The organism is Moheibacter sp. (assembly GCF_049672845.1).
In the GTDB taxonomy this organism is placed as follows: Bacteria; Bacteroidota; Bacteroidia; order Flavobacteriales; family Weeksellaceae; genus Moheibacter.
In genome coordinates this window covers 289,276-304,814 of the sequence record NZ_JBATWT010000011.1, presented here as the reverse complement: position 1 = coordinate 304,814, position 15,539 = coordinate 289,276, and the positions used below count along the sequence as shown (strand labels likewise).

Annotated in this window: 16 protein-coding genes; 8 read left to right on the top strand and 8 right to left on the bottom strand. The window is 38.7% G+C overall.

The window, feature by feature from the left end:
- The first annotated feature begins 235 nt into the window (after positions 1-235).
- A complete protein-coding gene (locus WBF63_RS05475) occupies positions 236-1,597 on the top strand; it encodes a pyridoxal-phosphate dependent enzyme (protein WP_424368693.1) in 1,362 nt (453 codons plus the stop codon).
- Between the two features lie 135 nt (positions 1,598-1,732).
- Here the strand turns inward: WBF63_RS05475 and WBF63_RS05470 are convergent, their stop codons facing one another.
- The 3 genes from WBF63_RS05470 to WBF63_RS05460 form a co-directional block, all read right to left on the bottom strand.
- Positions 1,733-3,190: an MFS transporter gene (locus WBF63_RS05470; RefSeq protein ID WP_424368692.1), complete on the bottom strand. Its 1,458-nt coding sequence runs from the start codon at positions 3,188-3,190 to the stop codon at positions 1,733-1,735.
- A gap of 95 nt (positions 3,191-3,285) precedes the next feature.
- Entirely contained in the window at positions 3,286-3,798 is a 513-nt protein-coding gene (locus WBF63_RS05465) for an META domain-containing protein (RefSeq protein ID WP_424368691.1), read from the bottom strand.
- Complete coding sequence (locus tag WBF63_RS05460; protein WP_424368690.1) at positions 3,795-4,088, bottom strand: hypothetical protein; 294 nt, start codon at positions 4,086-4,088, stop codon at positions 3,795-3,797. Before WBF63_RS05460 ends, WBF63_RS05465 begins: the two co-directional genes overlap by 4 nt.
- 108 nt (positions 4,089-4,196) lie before the next feature.
- On the opposite strand from WBF63_RS05460, the gene dnaN reads away from it, so the two are divergent.
- From dnaN to WBF63_RS05445, 3 genes are all read left to right on the top strand, one after another.
- On the top strand, positions 4,197-5,315 hold the full coding sequence (dnaN, locus tag WBF63_RS05455; protein WP_424368689.1) for a DNA polymerase III subunit beta: 1,119 nt from the start codon (positions 4,197-4,199) through the stop codon (positions 5,313-5,315).
- 83 nt (positions 5,316-5,398) lie between these two features.
- Entirely contained in the window at positions 5,399-7,834 is a 2,436-nt protein-coding gene (gene pheT / locus WBF63_RS05450; RefSeq protein ID WP_424368688.1) for a phenylalanine--tRNA ligase subunit beta, read from the top strand.
- An 11-nt stretch (positions 7,835-7,845) separates the two neighbouring features.
- Positions 7,846-8,268 carry an META domain-containing protein gene (locus tag WBF63_RS05445; RefSeq protein WP_424368687.1) on the top strand — a complete coding sequence of 141 codons (423 nt, stop codon included), beginning with the start codon at positions 7,846-7,848 and terminating at the stop codon, positions 8,266-8,268.
- A 63-nt stretch (positions 8,269-8,331) separates the two neighbouring features.
- On the opposite strand, the gene WBF63_RS05440 is transcribed toward WBF63_RS05445, so the two are convergent.
- The 3 genes from WBF63_RS05440 to rlmD are packed head-to-tail and all read right to left on the bottom strand — an operon-like array spanning position 8,332 to position 10,913.
- Positions 8,332-9,048 carry a DUF6048 family protein gene (locus tag WBF63_RS05440; protein ID WP_424368686.1) on the bottom strand — a complete coding sequence of 239 codons (717 nt, stop codon included), beginning with the start codon at positions 9,046-9,048 and terminating at the stop codon, positions 8,332-8,334.
- A complete protein-coding gene (locus tag WBF63_RS05435; protein ID WP_424368685.1) occupies positions 9,008-9,493 on the bottom strand; it encodes a DUF6452 family protein in 486 nt (161 codons plus the stop codon). The genes WBF63_RS05440 and WBF63_RS05435 overlap by 41 nt, the downstream gene beginning before the upstream one ends.
- 4 nt (positions 9,494-9,497) lie before the next feature.
- Positions 9,498-10,913 (bottom strand): 23S rRNA (uracil(1939)-C(5))-methyltransferase RlmD, encoded by a 1,416-nt coding sequence (gene rlmD / locus WBF63_RS05430; RefSeq protein ID WP_424368684.1) that lies wholly within the window; start codon positions 10,911-10,913, stop codon positions 9,498-9,500.
- A 152-nt stretch (positions 10,914-11,065) separates the two neighbouring features.
- Between rlmD and WBF63_RS05425 the strand changes: the two genes are divergently transcribed.
- The 3 genes from WBF63_RS05425 (at position 11,066) to WBF63_RS05415 (ending at position 12,523) form a co-directional block, all read left to right on the top strand.
- Positions 11,066-11,503 (top strand): hypothetical protein, encoded by a 438-nt coding sequence (locus WBF63_RS05425; RefSeq protein ID WP_424368683.1) that lies wholly within the window; start codon positions 11,066-11,068, stop codon positions 11,501-11,503.
- 8 nt (positions 11,504-11,511) lie between these two features.
- On the top strand, positions 11,512-12,102 hold the full coding sequence (gene pncA / locus WBF63_RS05420; RefSeq protein WP_424368682.1) for a bifunctional nicotinamidase/pyrazinamidase: 591 nt from the start codon (positions 11,512-11,514) through the stop codon (positions 12,100-12,102).
- A gap of 67 nt (positions 12,103-12,169) precedes the next feature.
- On the top strand, positions 12,170-12,523 hold the full coding sequence (locus WBF63_RS05415; protein ID WP_424368681.1) for a hypothetical protein: 354 nt from the start codon (positions 12,170-12,172) through the stop codon (positions 12,521-12,523).
- Here WBF63_RS05415 and pepE read toward each other — a convergent pair.
- Complete coding sequence (gene pepE, locus WBF63_RS05410; protein WP_424368680.1) at positions 12,520-13,233, bottom strand: dipeptidase PepE; 714 nt, start codon at positions 13,231-13,233, stop codon at positions 12,520-12,522. The genes WBF63_RS05415 and pepE overlap by 4 nt on opposite strands.
- Before the next feature lie 70 nt (positions 13,234-13,303).
- On the opposite strand from pepE, the gene WBF63_RS05405 reads away from it, so the two are divergent.
- Entirely contained in the window at positions 13,304-14,197 is an 894-nt protein-coding gene (locus WBF63_RS05405; protein WP_424368679.1) for a DUF6268 family outer membrane beta-barrel protein, read from the top strand.
- Here the strand turns inward: WBF63_RS05405 and WBF63_RS05400 are convergent.
- Positions 14,194-15,351: an FAD-dependent monooxygenase gene (locus tag WBF63_RS05400; RefSeq protein ID WP_424368678.1), complete on the bottom strand. Its 1,158-nt coding sequence runs from the start codon at positions 15,349-15,351 to the stop codon at positions 14,194-14,196. The genes WBF63_RS05405 and WBF63_RS05400 overlap by 4 nt on opposite strands.
- Between the last annotated feature and the right edge of the window lie 188 nt (positions 15,352-15,539).

Genomic DNA, 15,539 nt, shown 5'->3' with positions numbered 1-15,539 from the left:
TCAAACATACAAACGGCAGGATTTATTTCTTGCCGTTTTTTTTTGCGCGTAGCGTAAAAAAACACTCCGTAGGAGTGAATCGTTGGTAAAAAAGATTCGTTGGTAAAAAAGATCGGTAAACAAAAAGGGATACGAAGAAATAAATTTCCTAAAGTCGAAACATCCTTAGAATTCCGTCCGCATTTTCGAACTTCTAAATTCTAATCTTTACCTTTGCACCTTCAAAGAAAAATAAATGAAATATTACAACAACATACTCGAAACCATTGGCAATACGCCATTGGTAAAAATCAACAAAATCACGAAAGAAATCCCTGCATTGGTATTGGCAAAAGTCGAAACTTTTAACCCCGGAAATTCCGTAAAAGACCGAATGGCTGTCAAAATGATTGAAGATGCAGAAGCCGACGGAAGATTGAAACCCGGCGGAACCATCATCGAAGGAACTTCTGGAAATACAGGAATGGGACTGGCGTTAGGTGCGATCATCAAAGGATATAAATTGGTTTGTGTGATTTCCGACAAACAATCCAAAGAGAAAATGGACATTTTGCGCGCCGTGGGCGCAAAAGTTGTGGTTTGTCCGACTGATGTTGAACCGGAGGATCCGCGTTCTTATTATTCGGTTTCCAAACGTTTGGCCGAAGAAACACCCAATGCATGGTATGTGAACCAATATGATAATCCTTCCAATGCCATTGCACATTACGAACAAACCGGTCCTGAAATCTGGGAACAAACCGAAGGGAAAATCACCCATTTTGTAGTGGGTGTTGGTACAGGTGGAACGATTTCAGGTGTTGCTAAATATTTGAAAGAAAAGAATCCAAACATCAAAATTTGGGGTGTTGACACCTATGGATCTGTATTTAAAAAATACCATGAAACCGGAATTTTTGACGAAAATGAAATCTATCCTTACATCACCGAAGGAATTGGAGAAGATATCTTACCTAAAAACGTTGATTTCTCTTTGATCGACGGATTTACCAAAGTAACCGACAAAGATGCTGCAGTTTACACACGCCGATTGGCCAAAGAAGAAGGAATCTTTGTAGGGAATTCGGCCGGTTCGGCCATCAAAGGAGTTTTGCAGTTGAAAGACGAATTCAAACCTGACGATGTAGTCGTGGTTTTATTTCACGACCATGGAAGTCGATATGTGGGAAAGATATTCAACGATGACTGGATGCGCGAACGCGGATTTCTGGACGAAGAAATCACAACCGCAGCCGATTTGATCAAAGAACACATCGACCAGCCTTTGGTTACGGTTCGTACCGAAGAATTGGTTTCGCACGCCATCGACCGATTGAAAAACTTCGAAATTTCTCAAATTCCGGTCGTAGACAATGAAGGATTTGCAGGTTCACTGGACGAATCCAAATTATTCAAATTATATTTTGAAGATGCGGAACTAGCCAATCGTCCAATCCGATCCATAATGGGAAAACCTTTCCCGGTCGTAAAGGCAAACGCTCCGATTGCTGAAATTTCTAAATTAATCGACAAAGACACAACGGCTGTTTTGGTGGAACTGGACAATGGAAAATACCAAATCATTACGAAACACGATATCATCAAAGCAATTAATTAAACTTAAATAGTGAAAATTTAAAACCCACGACCGACATCGTGGGTTTTATTTTATTCTCAATAGTTGTCTAAATCTATTATTCCTTCTAAATATCAACCAGATTAAAACAGCAAAATCCTATTACTACAACTGCTTTCATTGTTCCGCCTTTTTTCCTTTTGGAATGGTTTTCAGAATAGTTAGAATAGCCAAAATGACCATGAACAGATTGAATGCTAAAGCTATCATACCTGCTTCACGAAGGACGATATTGTCCTGCCGCCCAACAAAGTCCACTATTTGATGCAGGAAGTCATTGGAGAAATTCGCACCGCTAAAGCCTACAAAAATTCCGGCTGAAATCGCCACGCCAAGCGCAGCTCCCAACGAGGAAGCCATTTTGTAAATTCCCGATCCGGCTCCGGCCTGGTCTTCGGGTAAATTGGAAAGTGCGGCATCGGTCGAGGGCGTGGCATAAAACGCCAATCCCAATCCGAATAAAGTATAAGAAATAACCGCCAGGATTTTATAGGTAGCAATGCCCATATAAGTCGGCATTAGCAAAAGAATGGAAACAGCAACAATGATAGCGCCCCAAAGCATCGGTTTTCGTGGCCCAAATTTTTGGAGAAGTTTCTCACCGATTCGGATGAATGCCACAATGGCAATCGCATAGCCCAAAGTTAATAGTCCTGCGGATTCTGCGGTGAGATTTCCGGCGAGTTGTAAAAGCATCAGCGACACAATCAACATTCCGGCAACACCGTTCAGTAGGAAATTGGAAATCGTCGCACCTGTATAAGTTGAATTTTTGAAAAGTTTAAAATCAATGAAGGCATTGTCTTTTCCGTTTTCAATCCGATAAAATAAATAGCCAAAAATTAGAATGACAGCTATCAAAGCAATGGAAATCGGACTTGTCCAGCCCAACTCACTACCCTGACTTACAAAAACCTGCAAAGCAATCATCACGACCACGAAGGTCAGAATCCCTAAAATATCTTGTTTCTTTTTCTCGCCTTTTTGTTCGACTTTGCTTTCAGGCGTTCCTTTTACCATGAAAAATCCGATGAGTGAAATTACTGCCGAAGCAAAAAAGATATAACGCCAACCTACATTTTCGGCCATTAAACCTCCAAAAAGCGAACAAAATCCAGAACCACCCCAAGAACCAATGGACCAAAGGCTGATGGCTCTTTGTCTACTTGCGCCTTCCCAATAAGCTTTAATCAACGCCAAACTCGCCGGCATGATACAGGCACCTGACAATCCTTGTAAAATTCGTCCGGAAATCAATACCGGAGCCGATATACCGCCTTCCGGTGTAAATCCTACCAATAGCGAACCGAGGATACTTAGGATAAATCCAATGAGAATCATTTTGACCCGACCTATTTTGTCGGCCAGCCCTCCCAAAACCACAATGAAAATACCTGAAAACAAGGCTGTGATGGAGACCGCGATATTCATAATTGAATTGTCAATGCCCAAATCTTTGGCCATTACAACATTGATATTCAGCGTAGTTTGGGCAAACAACCAAAAGGCCAAAACCCCAAAAATAATTCCAAAAAGGAGTTTATCGTTTCCTTTGTATTGTACCGTTGTATCCATTCGAGATTTTTTTTAATGTCTTAAATTTAGACAAAAAGGAAACACAAACAGTAGAAAAGGCTGTGGAATTGGATTATGATTATATTAAATTCCCGCTATCGCTCTACCTTTTCAAAAACTTTTGTAAAGGAAAGCATCACCACATCATCGGCCGAAAGGATCAATTTTAATCCGTCATCCATCACAGCATAACGATTAACTGAACCCAAAGTATTGACAAATGCAGCCTCGTCAACGCCTTCGCAGAACATGCGGGTAGAAGCAAATTTATCGGTCTTGAAATTGATTTTGCGTTCGTCAAATTCATATTCCCCGGCGATATTGTTACATCCATTATTACCGGCCACTTTATGGTCATCCACAATATTCAGATAGGGTTTTTGAATTTTATAATGGCTGATGTCCCTTCCGCTTGTCGGAGAAAGATAATCGAGTTGCCATTTTCCAAGCAAGGGATCTTTGGGCTGCACCAGCGAAGCGCCGGCATTTTCTGAATTTTCCATAACAGTGGTTGTTTCTTCTGTGTTCTGAGTGGTTTCAACTGTGGTTTTCTGTGTATTGCAACTCATAAAAATCAGTGCGATTGATAAAGTGATTATTTTTTTCATTTCTTCGAAATTAAATTGTTTAAGATTCCTTCAAAAATTCCGTCTATGGTTTGTCTGACAATTGAACCCGGAAAATTCAAGTGTTCATATCGCTGCCGTTTCTTTTGTTTTTCTTCCCAAGTTTCATCGTCCCAAGACTTAATTCGTAAATCCAAATCGAATTTCTTGAAATCCTGATTTAGTTTTAAATCGAATTTAGGAATATAAACAGAATCATTTTCAACACCTATTTCTTCCTGCGCAAAAGCAAAACTTGTCAAAAACACCAAAGCGAATGAAAAACTCTTCATTTAACAAAAATAGCAATAGAAATGTTCATAACAAATTAACAAAATTCTTTCAATTCATCATAAAAGATTTATTTTTGTCAATTAGTATTTTAGAAAAGTCAAAAACGTATGAAATTCATCGTATCCAGTAGCAGTTTACTTAAAAATGTAAACCTCATAAGCGGGGTTATCAATTCCAGCAACACATTACCGATTTTAGATAATTTTTTGTTTGAACTGGAGGGCAATCAATTAAAAATAACAGGATCTGATTTGGAAACCACTATTACTACTACAATTGAAGTAGAATCGGGTGATACAGCCAAAATCGCGGTTCCTTCCAAAATTTTGTCTGACACTTTGAAAACTTTCCCGGATCAGCCTTTGACATTCATTCAGAAAGAAGATAATCTGATGGAAATTGTGTCTGAACAAGGAAATTATCAGATTGCGTTGGAATCGGCCGATGAATATCCGCAAGCGCCTGAAGTTCAGGAAGCAGTTGCTTCTACTTTGCAAGCCGGAATTTTGTCGGAAGCCATTTCCAAAACGCTTTTTGCAACCGGAAATGACGAACTTCGCCCTGTGATGACCGGTGTTTTCTTCCAAGCCGGAAAAGACAATTTCAAATTTGTGGCAACGGACGCACACCGTCTTGTAAAATACACACGTAAAGATTTGCAGTCTGCCGAAGCAACTGAGTACATCATGCCGAAAAAGCCACTGAATCTTTTGAGAAATATTTTGGCAGGAAGCAATGAAGATGTAAATATTGAATACAACCAGACCAATACAAGATTTTCTTTTCAAAACATCGTTTTGACTTGTCGATTGATTGACGGAAAATATCCTAATTATGAAGCGGTAATTCCAAAAGAAAATCCAAACGTATTGACGATCAACCGAAATCTTTTCCTGACTTCACTGAAACGTGTGGCCATTTTCTCCAATAAAACCACCAATCAGGTTCGTCTGAAACTTTCGGGAAGCTCACTGGTTATTCATGCAGAAGACGTAGATTTTGCAAGCAAAGCAGAAGAAAGACTTCCTTGTGATTATAATGGTGCCGATATGCAGATTGGTTTCAATTCCAAATTTCTGATTGAAGTTCTGAACAATTTACAATCAGACGATATCACATTGGAAATGTCCGAACCAAGTCGTGCCGGAATCATCAAACCGGTTGACGGACTGGAAGATGGAGAAGAAATCCTGATGCTGGTAATGCCTGTGATGTTGAATGCTTAATCATGAAATAGGAAAGCTGGATTCTGATTAGTAAAATTAAGTTTACTATTCATCAATCAGTTATTCACTAATCACAAAAGAAAATGAAAATATCCTATAATTGGCTTTCGTCGTATATCAAAACCGATCTGGAAGTCCAAAAAATCGGTGAAATCCTGACCAATACCGGCCTGGAAGTAGAAGCTATCGAAAATACCGCAAGTGAACTTCAGGAACTAAAAGGTGTGGTTGTGGGAAAAGTTATCACGCTTGAAAAACATCCAAATGCCGATAAATTAAAAGTGGCAACCGTTGACGTTGGAATCGGAGAAAATCTTCAAATCGTTTGTGGCGCACCCAATATTGCCGAGGAACAAAAAGTTCCCGTGGCCACAGTCGGGACGGTTTTGAAAGCAGGCGACGGAACTTCTTTTACGATCAAAGAAGCCAAATTACGCGGCGTTGATTCCTTTGGAATGATTTGTTCCGAAGCCGAATTGGGCGTGAGCGATAACCACGACGGAATCTGGGTTTTGGAACCTGCATACAAAATCGGGACGCCTATTTCCGAACTCATCAAGAAAACAAATACCGATACGCTGATTGAAATCGGGCTTACGCCGAACCGTACCGATGCGATGAGTCATTTCGGTGTGGCGCGTGATCTTCACGCTGCATTGAACGTATTGAAGCAAAAGTCAGAACTGGTTCCGGTCTCGACTGAAAGCTTTGACAATCTGAAAACTTCAGGTAAAAATCCGATTGAAATCGAAATAAAAAATCCTGAGCTGGCGCCTCGCTATGCCGGATTGTATCTGGAAAATATTGAAGTCAAATCTTCTCCCGATTGGTTGCAGGAAAGACTTCGAACCATTGGTCTGAATCCGATTAATAATGTAGTTGATATTACCAATTATGTTTTGCACGATTTAGGGCAACCACTGCACGCATTCGATGCCGGAAAAATCTCAGGAAAAAAAATTATCGTTCAGCAACTTCCTGCCGGAACGGAATTTACAACACTTGATGGTGTAAATAGAAAATTAAACGGTTCGGAACTGATGATTTGTGATGCAAACGGCGGAATCTGCATGGCCGGAATTTATGGTGGAATGAATTCGGGAGTAACCGAAACCACTAAAAGCATTTTTCTGGAAAGTGCTTATTTTGATCCGGTTTCCGTCAGAAAATCTTCAAAATCGCATGGATTAAACACTGATTCTTCTTTCCGATTCGAACGAGGAGTCGATCCCAATCTGACACTAACAGCCTTGAAAAAGGCAGCTATGATGCTGGTAGAATTTGCAGGTGCACAGATTGTTGGCGAGATTTCTGATTTCTACCCCGCTCCGATTGAGAACTTTAAGACGGTTTTGCGTTACCATAAACTCGATCAGTTATTAGGCGAAAGACTTCACCGTGAACAGGTAAAAGGAATTTTGGAATCTTTGGATATTCAAATTATTTCGGAATCCAACGAAACACTTGAACTTTCCATTCCGCCTTATCGTGCCGATGTACTGCGCGAAGTAGACGTGATTGAGGAAATTTTGAGAATTTACGGGTACAATAAAATCAAAACACCGGCAAAGATTTCGTTTACTCCGGTTAAAAACACAGAAAAAGACGCGCAGAAAATCGAAAATGCAATTGCTCAAACACTGATTGGAAGAGGATTTCACGAGGCGATGAACAATTCAGTGGTGAAAGCAGGCTATCAGCAAATTTATGGTTTGGATGAAAGCAAATCCGTAAAACTTCTGAATCCTTTGAGTTCTGATTTATCGATTATGCGTCAGTCGATGTTGTCCGGACTATTGGAAAACACGGCCTACAATATTAACCGCAAAACTTCGGATATCAAATTATTTGAATTCGGGAAAATTTATAATAAAACGGCAGAAGGACATCAGGAAAATTATAGATTGGCCATTTTGATGTCCGGAAATAAATCCGCAGAAAACTGGAATAATCCGGGTGCAAAAGCTAACTTCTTTACTTTAAAAGGTGCTGTTTCAGAAATTCTGAAAAGACTTGGAATTTCTGAAATCCAGGAAAAGCCTTTTGTTAATACGGTTTATTCAGATGCTCTTTCAATAGAAATCGACGGAAAAGAATTGGGTACTTTGGGAATTGTACACAAAAACATTTTGAAAAAAGCAGATATTTCGCAGGAAGTTTTCTTTGCAGAACTGAACTGGGAGTTACTGGTAAAAATTTCGTCAGAATTTCGTTTAAAATTTAAAGAAATTTCAAAATTCCCTTCTGTAAATCGGGATTTAGCCTTACTGATTGACAAAACTATTTTGTACAGCGAATTGTATAATTCCACTCAAAAATTAAACATCAGTTTATTGAAATCAATGGAATTATTTGATGTGTACGAGGGCGATAAATTACCCGAAGGGAAAAAATCCTATGCGATGAGTTTCGTACTTCAGAATGAAGAAAAAACGCTGAGCGATGTTGAAATTGAAAACGTTATGAATGAATTAATTCGTAACTTTCAGCAAAATTTCAATGCGGAATTGAGAAATTAAAATCAAATCAGATGAAAAAAATATTCGTTTTAATGGTGGTTTCAGGCTTGTTTTTCACAGCTTGTAAAACTTCGCCGGTTACTGATTTCAATTCAGTTAAAAATCTGATCGAGTCCAACACATGGCTTTTACAAGATGAAAGCGGAACTGTCGTAAGTTATAATAATCAAGAGGTTACGATGAGTTTCACGAATGACAACGGACTTCAAGCAGTGGGTTTTGCAGGTTGTAACCGTTATTTTTCCAGCGTTAGTCTTCAGCCCGGAACGATCAATTTTGGTCAGGCGGGTTCCACGATGATGGCTTGTCCGGAAATGGACGGTGAGCAAGCTTTCCTTGATTTGCTTTCGCAAGTAAATACTTACGAAGTGACAGCAACGGAACTTAAACTTTTTCAGGATAAAATTCTTTTGCTGAGATTTAAAAGAAAATAATTCATTCAAAACTCTATAGAAATCCCTGTCTCAATCGATGGGGATTTTTTATACTTCTGAATTCTAAAATAATTTATAAGTAATTCCCCAGAAAACGCTGAAGTTAATCGGGCCGATGTCCTTTCCATAACCGGGAATTACCAAAGGATCGAGCCCTTGCTGTTTTTTACTTCCCAGATAAATTTCTGGACGAACCGAAACGTCCGCATAAAAATTACTCAGCAAACGAACCCTCGCTCCTCCCACTACTTCAACCCAATACGCGCTTACATTTTCTGCCGGGAAACTTCCGTATTCGTCCACTTGATTACCCGAAGCTCTGATGGGATATGCGTTCACCGTTTGTTCGTACATCGCATACGCAAAGCGCATTCCGGTGTAAAATCCATTCGATGCATCTTCATAATCCTGGGAAATAAACCAGTTAAAACCCAGCTTGAAAAACATTCCGTTTACATCGATGTCCCAATCCAGTTCGTCATAATGATTTTTCTCGTAGCCTAATTCAGCAACAGCATTCCACTTTTTGTAAACCCGATAAGAAATCATGGCTTGCCCACCCTGTTTATCGGTAAAAGCCGAAAGAACCGGATTGAATAAATCCACTCCTACAAAAAGATTTCCGGCTTTTTTCTGCGGATTAAAAATACTATCGGTAATGGATTCTGTTTCCCGAACCAAAGTTTGGGTTTCAATTGCAATTGTATCTTCCTGCGCCCAAATTGGAGCAGAAAAAAGATTAATTGCTAAGGCGAATATATAAATTGGTAATCGTTTCATCTGTTAAAACATTGGTTTCACCGGGTTCAATGGACTGAATATGGTTGTAAGTGGACTGATAACTCAGGTCTTCATACGTAATGCGAAATCCGCAAGCTTTGGAAACATATTCCGATTGGGTATTGTAATTCACCGTCAAAATATCTCGTTCAATATTGCTTCTGCGACGCAATCTGTAAAACATCTGCGACTCATCGAGTCCGCCCAAAGGCAGTTTGATACTGTCGGTAAAGGCCTTGAGATAAAGAGTATCGGGATCTGCGAAATCCGCTGTAGGTGAAGCTTCGATGGTCAAAGTATCGGCAAGGTTTTCCGTACCAATATTGTTTCGCATCACAACCGTCAGAAAAGGCGTTCCTTCTCCAACACAAACATCGTCTTCTTCACAGGAAACCGCAAAACCAAGGGAGATAAGGAGTCCAAAAATGAGATTTCTTTTCTTCATAATTCTAATGAATTCGTTCCAAAAGTACAACATTTTCGACATGGTGCGTCTGTGGAAACATATCCACCGGTTGAACTTTTTTGATTTCGTAATGCGATTTCATCAATTCCAAATCCCTTGCTTGAGTCGCGGAATTACAACTCACATACACCACACGTTCTGGGTGAATTTTCAAAATCGTTTCTACCACATTTTTGTGCATTCCATCACGCGGCGGATCGGTGATAATAACATCGGGATGACCGTTTTGAGTGATGAATTCATCGGTAAAAATATCTTTCATATCGCCGCAATAAAACGTACAATTATCAATTCCGTTACGCAAAGCATTTTCATTTGCAGCATCAATCGCTTCCTGAACAGCCTCCACTCCTACTACTTTTTTTGCTTTTTTGGAAACGAATTGCGCAATCGTTCCCGTTCCGGTGTACAAATCATAAACCGTTTCATCGCCTTTCAATCCGGCAAAATCACGGGTGATTTTGTACAATTCATAAGCCTGAGCGGGATTGGTCTGATAAAAACTTTTCGGCCCGATTTTAAATTGTAAATCTTCCATTTCTTCCATAATGAAATCCTGACCCGAATACGTCTGAATGTCCAGATCATAAATCGAGTCATTTCCTTTTGGATTAATGGCATACAGCAAAGAAACAATCTCCGGAAATTTCGATTTTAAATTTTCCAAAAAAGCTTCACGTTTCTCTGTTTCTTCCCGAAAAAATTGAACCAAAACCATAAATTCACCTTTTTGATTGGAACGAATCATCAAAGTTCGCAGAAAACCATCCTGATTTCTCAAGTCAAAAAAATCATATCCGTTTTCATTGGCAAAACGACGAGCTTCGAGCCGAATGGCATTCATCGGTTCTTTTTGCAAATGACATTCTTTGATGTCCAAAACTTTGCTCCATTGTCCGGGAATATGAAAACCGAGCGCATTTCGGTCATAAGTTTCATCGGTATTTCGGATTTCATCCAGCGTAAGCCAACGCGAATTGGAAAAAGTAAATTCCAGTTTGTTGCGGTAATAATATTCTTCCGGCGAACCCAAAATCGGTGTGATTTCCAGATTTTCAAATTTCCCGATGCGAAGTAGATTATTTTCCACTTCATCTTGTTTGAATTTCAATTGAGCATCATAACTCAGATTTTGCCATTTGCATCCGCCACAAACTCCAAAATGAATGCATCGGGGCGTCACTCTATGTGGCGAAGGACGGAGAATTTCAACCGCTTTTCCTTCCATGTAACTCGATTTCTTTTTAAAAACCGAAACATTTACTAAATCGCCAGGCACCGCATCCTGAATCAAAACCGTTTTTCCTTCGTCTGTTTTCCCGATGGAAATCCCTTTGGCTCCCGCACGAAGCACTTCTATATTTTCCAGAAAAATCTCTTTCCGCTTTTTTCTTGCCATAGGGCAAAGATAGGATTTATCAGAATGTTGATTTGGTAGGATTTTTAAAATTATCAGGAATGAAAATAATTTAGGATGATTCGCAATCCAATAATTCATTTCTTATTTCATTTTCTATATTTTAGCGTTCTATTTTATTAATCACAAAAACTATGAAAACATTTTCTATTATTTTTTCACTGATTTTTCTTTTGAGTTGTAATCTAAATACTACTTATTCCAACCGTGAATCCGATAAAAGAGAAGCTGAACAAATAACTAATAAGCTTTATCACTACCTTGAAATGCAGGAACTTGAGAAAGCAGAAAGTTTGTTTAGTGAACAATTCTTTGAAGTGACAGACCGGGAAACTCTGAATAAAATATTTGCAAAAACTCTGGAGGAATGTGGAAATCTGACCAATTTCACTCTCGAAGAGTGGACTACTTTTATAGTAAAAGGAACCGACTCTAAGTCTGAATATGTCTTGGTTTACAGAATTACAAGAGATAAAAAGAATACAACCGAACGAATTGGACTGATTAAGGAAGAAGATGAAACAATAAAAATTGTGAGTTATCACGTGAATTTTGATATGTTGGATGAATAAAATCATATATGAAAACCCTAATTATAGTTGACATTCAAAACGATTTTTTGGAAGGCGGAAGTTTGGCTGTTCCCAACGGAAATGATGTAATTCCGGTTTTGAATGAAATTCAAAAAGATTTTGAATTAATTCTGGCTACACAAGATTGGCACCCGCAAAACCACAAAAGCTTTGCTGCGGAGCATCCCGGAAAAAATGAATTCGAAGTAATTGACTTGAACGGTTTGCAACAAGTCCTTTGGCCGGTGCATTGTGTACAAGGAAGTTTTGGAGCTGAATTTCATAAAGATTTAGAAAAAAATAACATAGAAGCCATTTTCCGAAAAGGAATGGATCCTGAAATCGACAGTTATTCAGGCTTTTATGACAATGGAAAACGAAAAAATACCGGACTTTTTGGTTACCTGAAAGACCGAAAGGTTTCAGAAGTTTTCGTCGCCGGATTAGCAGCCGACTTTTGTGTCTATTTCACAGCAAATGATGCAATCGATTTGGGATTTAAAACCACCATCATCGAAGAAGCTTCCAAACCCATTGATGATGAGAATTGGGAGAAACTAAAATTGGATTTCAAACAAAAAGGAGGAAATATTGTTTGACGAATTTACCAGATTTTTTTGGTCATTCTTTATTTTGTAAATTTAAACTTTACTAAACAACTGAATCATGGCAAACTGTCTGGAATGTGGTGATAAAATCATTGGTCGATCCGATAAAAAATTCTGCAATGATGGCTGTCGCAATAACTACAACAATAAGCTGAATCAGGATTCAAGCAGGCTGATGCGAAACATCAACAATCGTTTGCGTAGAAATTTTCGCATCCTTTCTGCTCTTAATTTCAAAGATGGAAAAGCCAAAACCACACAAGAAAAACTCATCCTTGAAGGTTTTGATTTCGAATATTTCACCAACCTGAAAGTTTATAAAAACGGAGCTGAATATCGCTTCGTGTACAATATTGGATATAAATTTCTAGAAGACGACTGGTTATTGGTAGTCAAAAATGAATTGGATTAATCCCAGAAATCATACAATTCTTCTAGTTCTACCGCTTCTACTCCACTTCGAAACAATCTCGCTGTGAAATTTCCTTTCAGTTCAATTTTTCCGTTTTCAATTTCCAACCAGCTTCCTTCACGCAATCCCAAAACAGGCTGTGAATTGAATTTGTGAAATTCTTTGATTCGGGTTTCCCGGGTTTCGCCTTTGTGTGTCGAATTCAAATCGGGATCCAGATAATGAGGATTGATGTTAAAAGGCAAAAATCCCAAAGCTTCAAAACTCGGCGGATACACAATCGGCATATCGTTGGTCGTCCCGATCGTCATTCCCGTAAGGTTCGTTCCCGCACTGCTTCCCATGTAGGGCGTTCCTTCGGAAACCACTTTTTTCAAAGTTTCCATCAAGTCGAGTTCGTACAAGGTTTTCAACAATAAAAACGTATTTCCACCGCCCACAAAAATAGCTTTGGAATTTAAAATCGCATCTTTCGGATTTTCAAATTCATGAATTCCTTTGACTGATACATTCTTCTGGTCAAAAGCTTTTCGAGGCGCTTCCGTATATTCATCGTAAGTCACGCCCGAAGGACGCGCATAGGGAATGAATAAAATTTCATCGACATTTAGAAAATCGGTTGCTTCGTCCAGAATGTATTCCAAATAACCGCTTCCGTGAATGGTACTCGTACTGGCGGCCAAAATTTTATAGTTTGAATTTAGTTTCATTTGTTCGCAATTTAATAATTTCAAAAATTATGGAAAGGTTTTTGGTAAATTAGCCGCGTAAATTCCTTTTATGCTTAAATCTATTTGTTCCCTCATTTTGATTGGCATCTTATTGCCAATCAATGCCCAAACTGACAACGATCCGGTTTATATCAATTATAATTTCTTTCCGAAACGCGATATGACGAAACAGGACGAAACTGCCGTTTACAGTCAGTTGGAAGCCAATTTAATTCTCCCTGGATTGAATTTAGGCGAAAAAACAAAAGTTTATACCAATCTGAATTATAAAATTTCCCAATACGATTTCGATCAAAACACAGAAGGAGTTTTTCCTGAAAAATTGAATGACATTCGGCTGGGATTCATTGTGATGCACAAATTTTCCGATCAATGGCAAGCGATTCTTGCGCCACGCATCAATGCCCGAAGCGATTTCAAAGAGAAATTCGGTAAAAGAGATTTGTTTCCAAGTGTGCATTTATTGGGAATTCGCACTTCGCCCGCCAATGAAAATTTTTCCTACGGACTTGGGGTGAGTTACAATAACGAAGGTATCAAAAACCTTGTGATTCCTTTGGCGATTTTGCAATACAAAACCGAGGATATCCGTGTTTACACCATCATTCCGAGTTTTGTGTATGCGATGATGACACCCTCAGAAAAACTTGAATACGGTCTGAGTATCAATCTGGAGTCGGGATTGTATCATATCAATCGATTTTCAATGGATGACTCGCCCAATTATCTGAGTACTCAAAACATAACAATTGCTCCGACTTTGGGTTATCAGTTTGCCAAAGATTTATGGTTTAATTTTAAAGCCGGTTACGTACTTCCCGGAAAATATCGTCTGCTCGATGCCGATTTCGATTCCCTTCCCGGAATGGAAAAAAATCAATTCAAAGGCGGATTTTCGATTATGGGTGGCGTAAGTTTGAGAGTAAAAGATAACCTGAATTAATATTCCATAAAATCTTTTTCCAGCAATTGTTTCAAAGGTCTTTGACTCAAAGTATCAGGCAAATTTCGAAGTAAATAATTTCGTGTGGAAATCAAAAATTGATTTTCAACTTGGGCAAATTTTCCAGCAATACGGGAAGTTTTGATGATGTAATGCGTACGTTTCAAACGTCTTTTTTCGAAGTTTTCGCAAGCCATTTGCCAATCATTTTTTCTTAATTCATCCTGTAAAACCGCCACATCTTCTATCGCCATACAAGCACCTTGTCCCATATTGGGCGTCGTGGCGTGCGCTGCATCGCCAATCAATAAAACACGGTCAAAATGATAACGGAAAATCGGTTTTATATCCACAATCGGGTTGCTTATCAGGTCTTTTTTGGCTGTTAAATTTAATATTTCAGGGATTATTTGATGGTAATTTTTAAATTGTTTTCGCAATTCTTTCAAACCAAATTCAGGAACCCCATCTTTCAAATTCGAACCGATGCAAGCGTACCAATAAATCCGATTTTCAGTCAAAGGTGTAATGCCAAACCGACCTTTGTTGCCCCAAGTTTCAATGCTTTTATGCAAATTTTCCTTTGGATTTTCCACCACGCCACGCCAACACCAATAACCGGCATAACGTGGTTTGGATTTCGGATAAAACAACTGACGAATTCGGGAGTTTACACCATCGGCACCGATCACAAAATCAAATTCACGAATTTTTCCGTCTTCGAATTCGATTTCAACTTTATCATTAAGAATTCTTAAATCAATAAGTTTTTTATTGGTTTCAATTTTATCAGGATGAATTTTACTCAATAATAATTTGTGCAAATCCGCCCGATGAACCGCAAAATTATCAGTATTATAACTTTGTTTAATTCGTTTCGTATCGGCAGAAATTATGATTTTTCCCTTGGCATCTGAAATTTCAAAATCTTTTAAATGGTTGCAAATCGAAATTACTTCCTCATCCAAATTCAAATATTCAAAAGCTTTGATGGCATTTGAAGCCAAACCCATTCCGGCTCCAATTCCGCGGATTTCTTCCGCGGATTCAAAAACACGGACGTCGAAACCCAATTTTCCCAACATAATGGCCGCCGTAAGTCCGGCGATTCCGGCTCCCACAATGGCAATGCTTTCTGATTTTGGTAAATTCATTCCCACGAAATTACTTAGAATTTAACCGTTAAAAAAAGATTTAAATCAGGCCGAAAATCCGTGACGAATAAGTTTTACCATTAAGAAGTGTGAAATTTCATTTATTTTTAAAGATAGGTTGAGTATCAACAAGTTGATTTAAGAATTCCTTAATTCATTTATAAATTCTTAGAAGAATTCAATTATAA

Coding starts and splice junctions, on each gene's coding strand:
- WBF63_RS05425 (WP_424368683.1), top strand. CDS start 11,066: ATGAAAACATTTTCTATTATTTTTTCACTGATTTTTCTTTTGAGTTGT.
- dnaN (WP_424368689.1), top strand. CDS start 4,197: ATGAAATTCATCGTATCCAGTAGCAGTTTACTTAAAAATGTAAACCTC.
- pepE (WP_424368680.1), bottom strand. CDS start 13,233: ATGAAACTAAATTCAAACTATAAAATTTTGGCCGCCAGTACGAGTACC.
- WBF63_RS05465 (WP_424368691.1), bottom strand. CDS start 3,798: ATGAAAAAAATAATCACTTTATCAATCGCACTGATTTTTATGAGTTGC.
- rlmD (WP_424368684.1), bottom strand. CDS start 10,913: ATGGCAAGAAAAAAGCGGAAAGAGATTTTTCTGGAAAATATAGAAGTG.
- WBF63_RS05415 (WP_424368681.1), top strand. CDS start 12,170: ATGGCAAACTGTCTGGAATGTGGTGATAAAATCATTGGTCGATCCGAT.
- WBF63_RS05460 (WP_424368690.1), bottom strand. CDS start 4,088: ATGAAGAGTTTTTCATTCGCTTTGGTGTTTTTGACAAGTTTTGCTTTT.
- pncA (WP_424368682.1), top strand. CDS start 11,512: ATGAAAACCCTAATTATAGTTGACATTCAAAACGATTTTTTGGAAGGC.
- pheT (WP_424368688.1), top strand. CDS start 5,399: ATGAAAATATCCTATAATTGGCTTTCGTCGTATATCAAAACCGATCTG.
- WBF63_RS05405 (WP_424368679.1), top strand. CDS start 13,304: ATGCTTAAATCTATTTGTTCCCTCATTTTGATTGGCATCTTATTGCCA.
- WBF63_RS05435 (WP_424368685.1), bottom strand. CDS start 9,493: ATGAAGAAAAGAAATCTCATTTTTGGACTCCTTATCTCCCTTGGTTTT.
- WBF63_RS05475 (WP_424368693.1), top strand. CDS start 236: ATGAAATATTACAACAACATACTCGAAACCATTGGCAATACGCCATTG.
- WBF63_RS05445 (WP_424368687.1), top strand. CDS start 7,846: ATGAAAAAAATATTCGTTTTAATGGTGGTTTCAGGCTTGTTTTTCACA.
- WBF63_RS05470 (WP_424368692.1), bottom strand. CDS start 3,190: ATGGATACAACGGTACAATACAAAGGAAACGATAAACTCCTTTTTGGA.
- WBF63_RS05400 (WP_424368678.1), bottom strand. CDS start 15,351: ATGAATTTACCAAAATCAGAAAGCATTGCCATTGTGGGAGCCGGAATC.
- WBF63_RS05440 (WP_424368686.1), bottom strand. CDS start 9,048: ATGAAACGATTACCAATTTATATATTCGCCTTAGCAATTAATCTTTTT.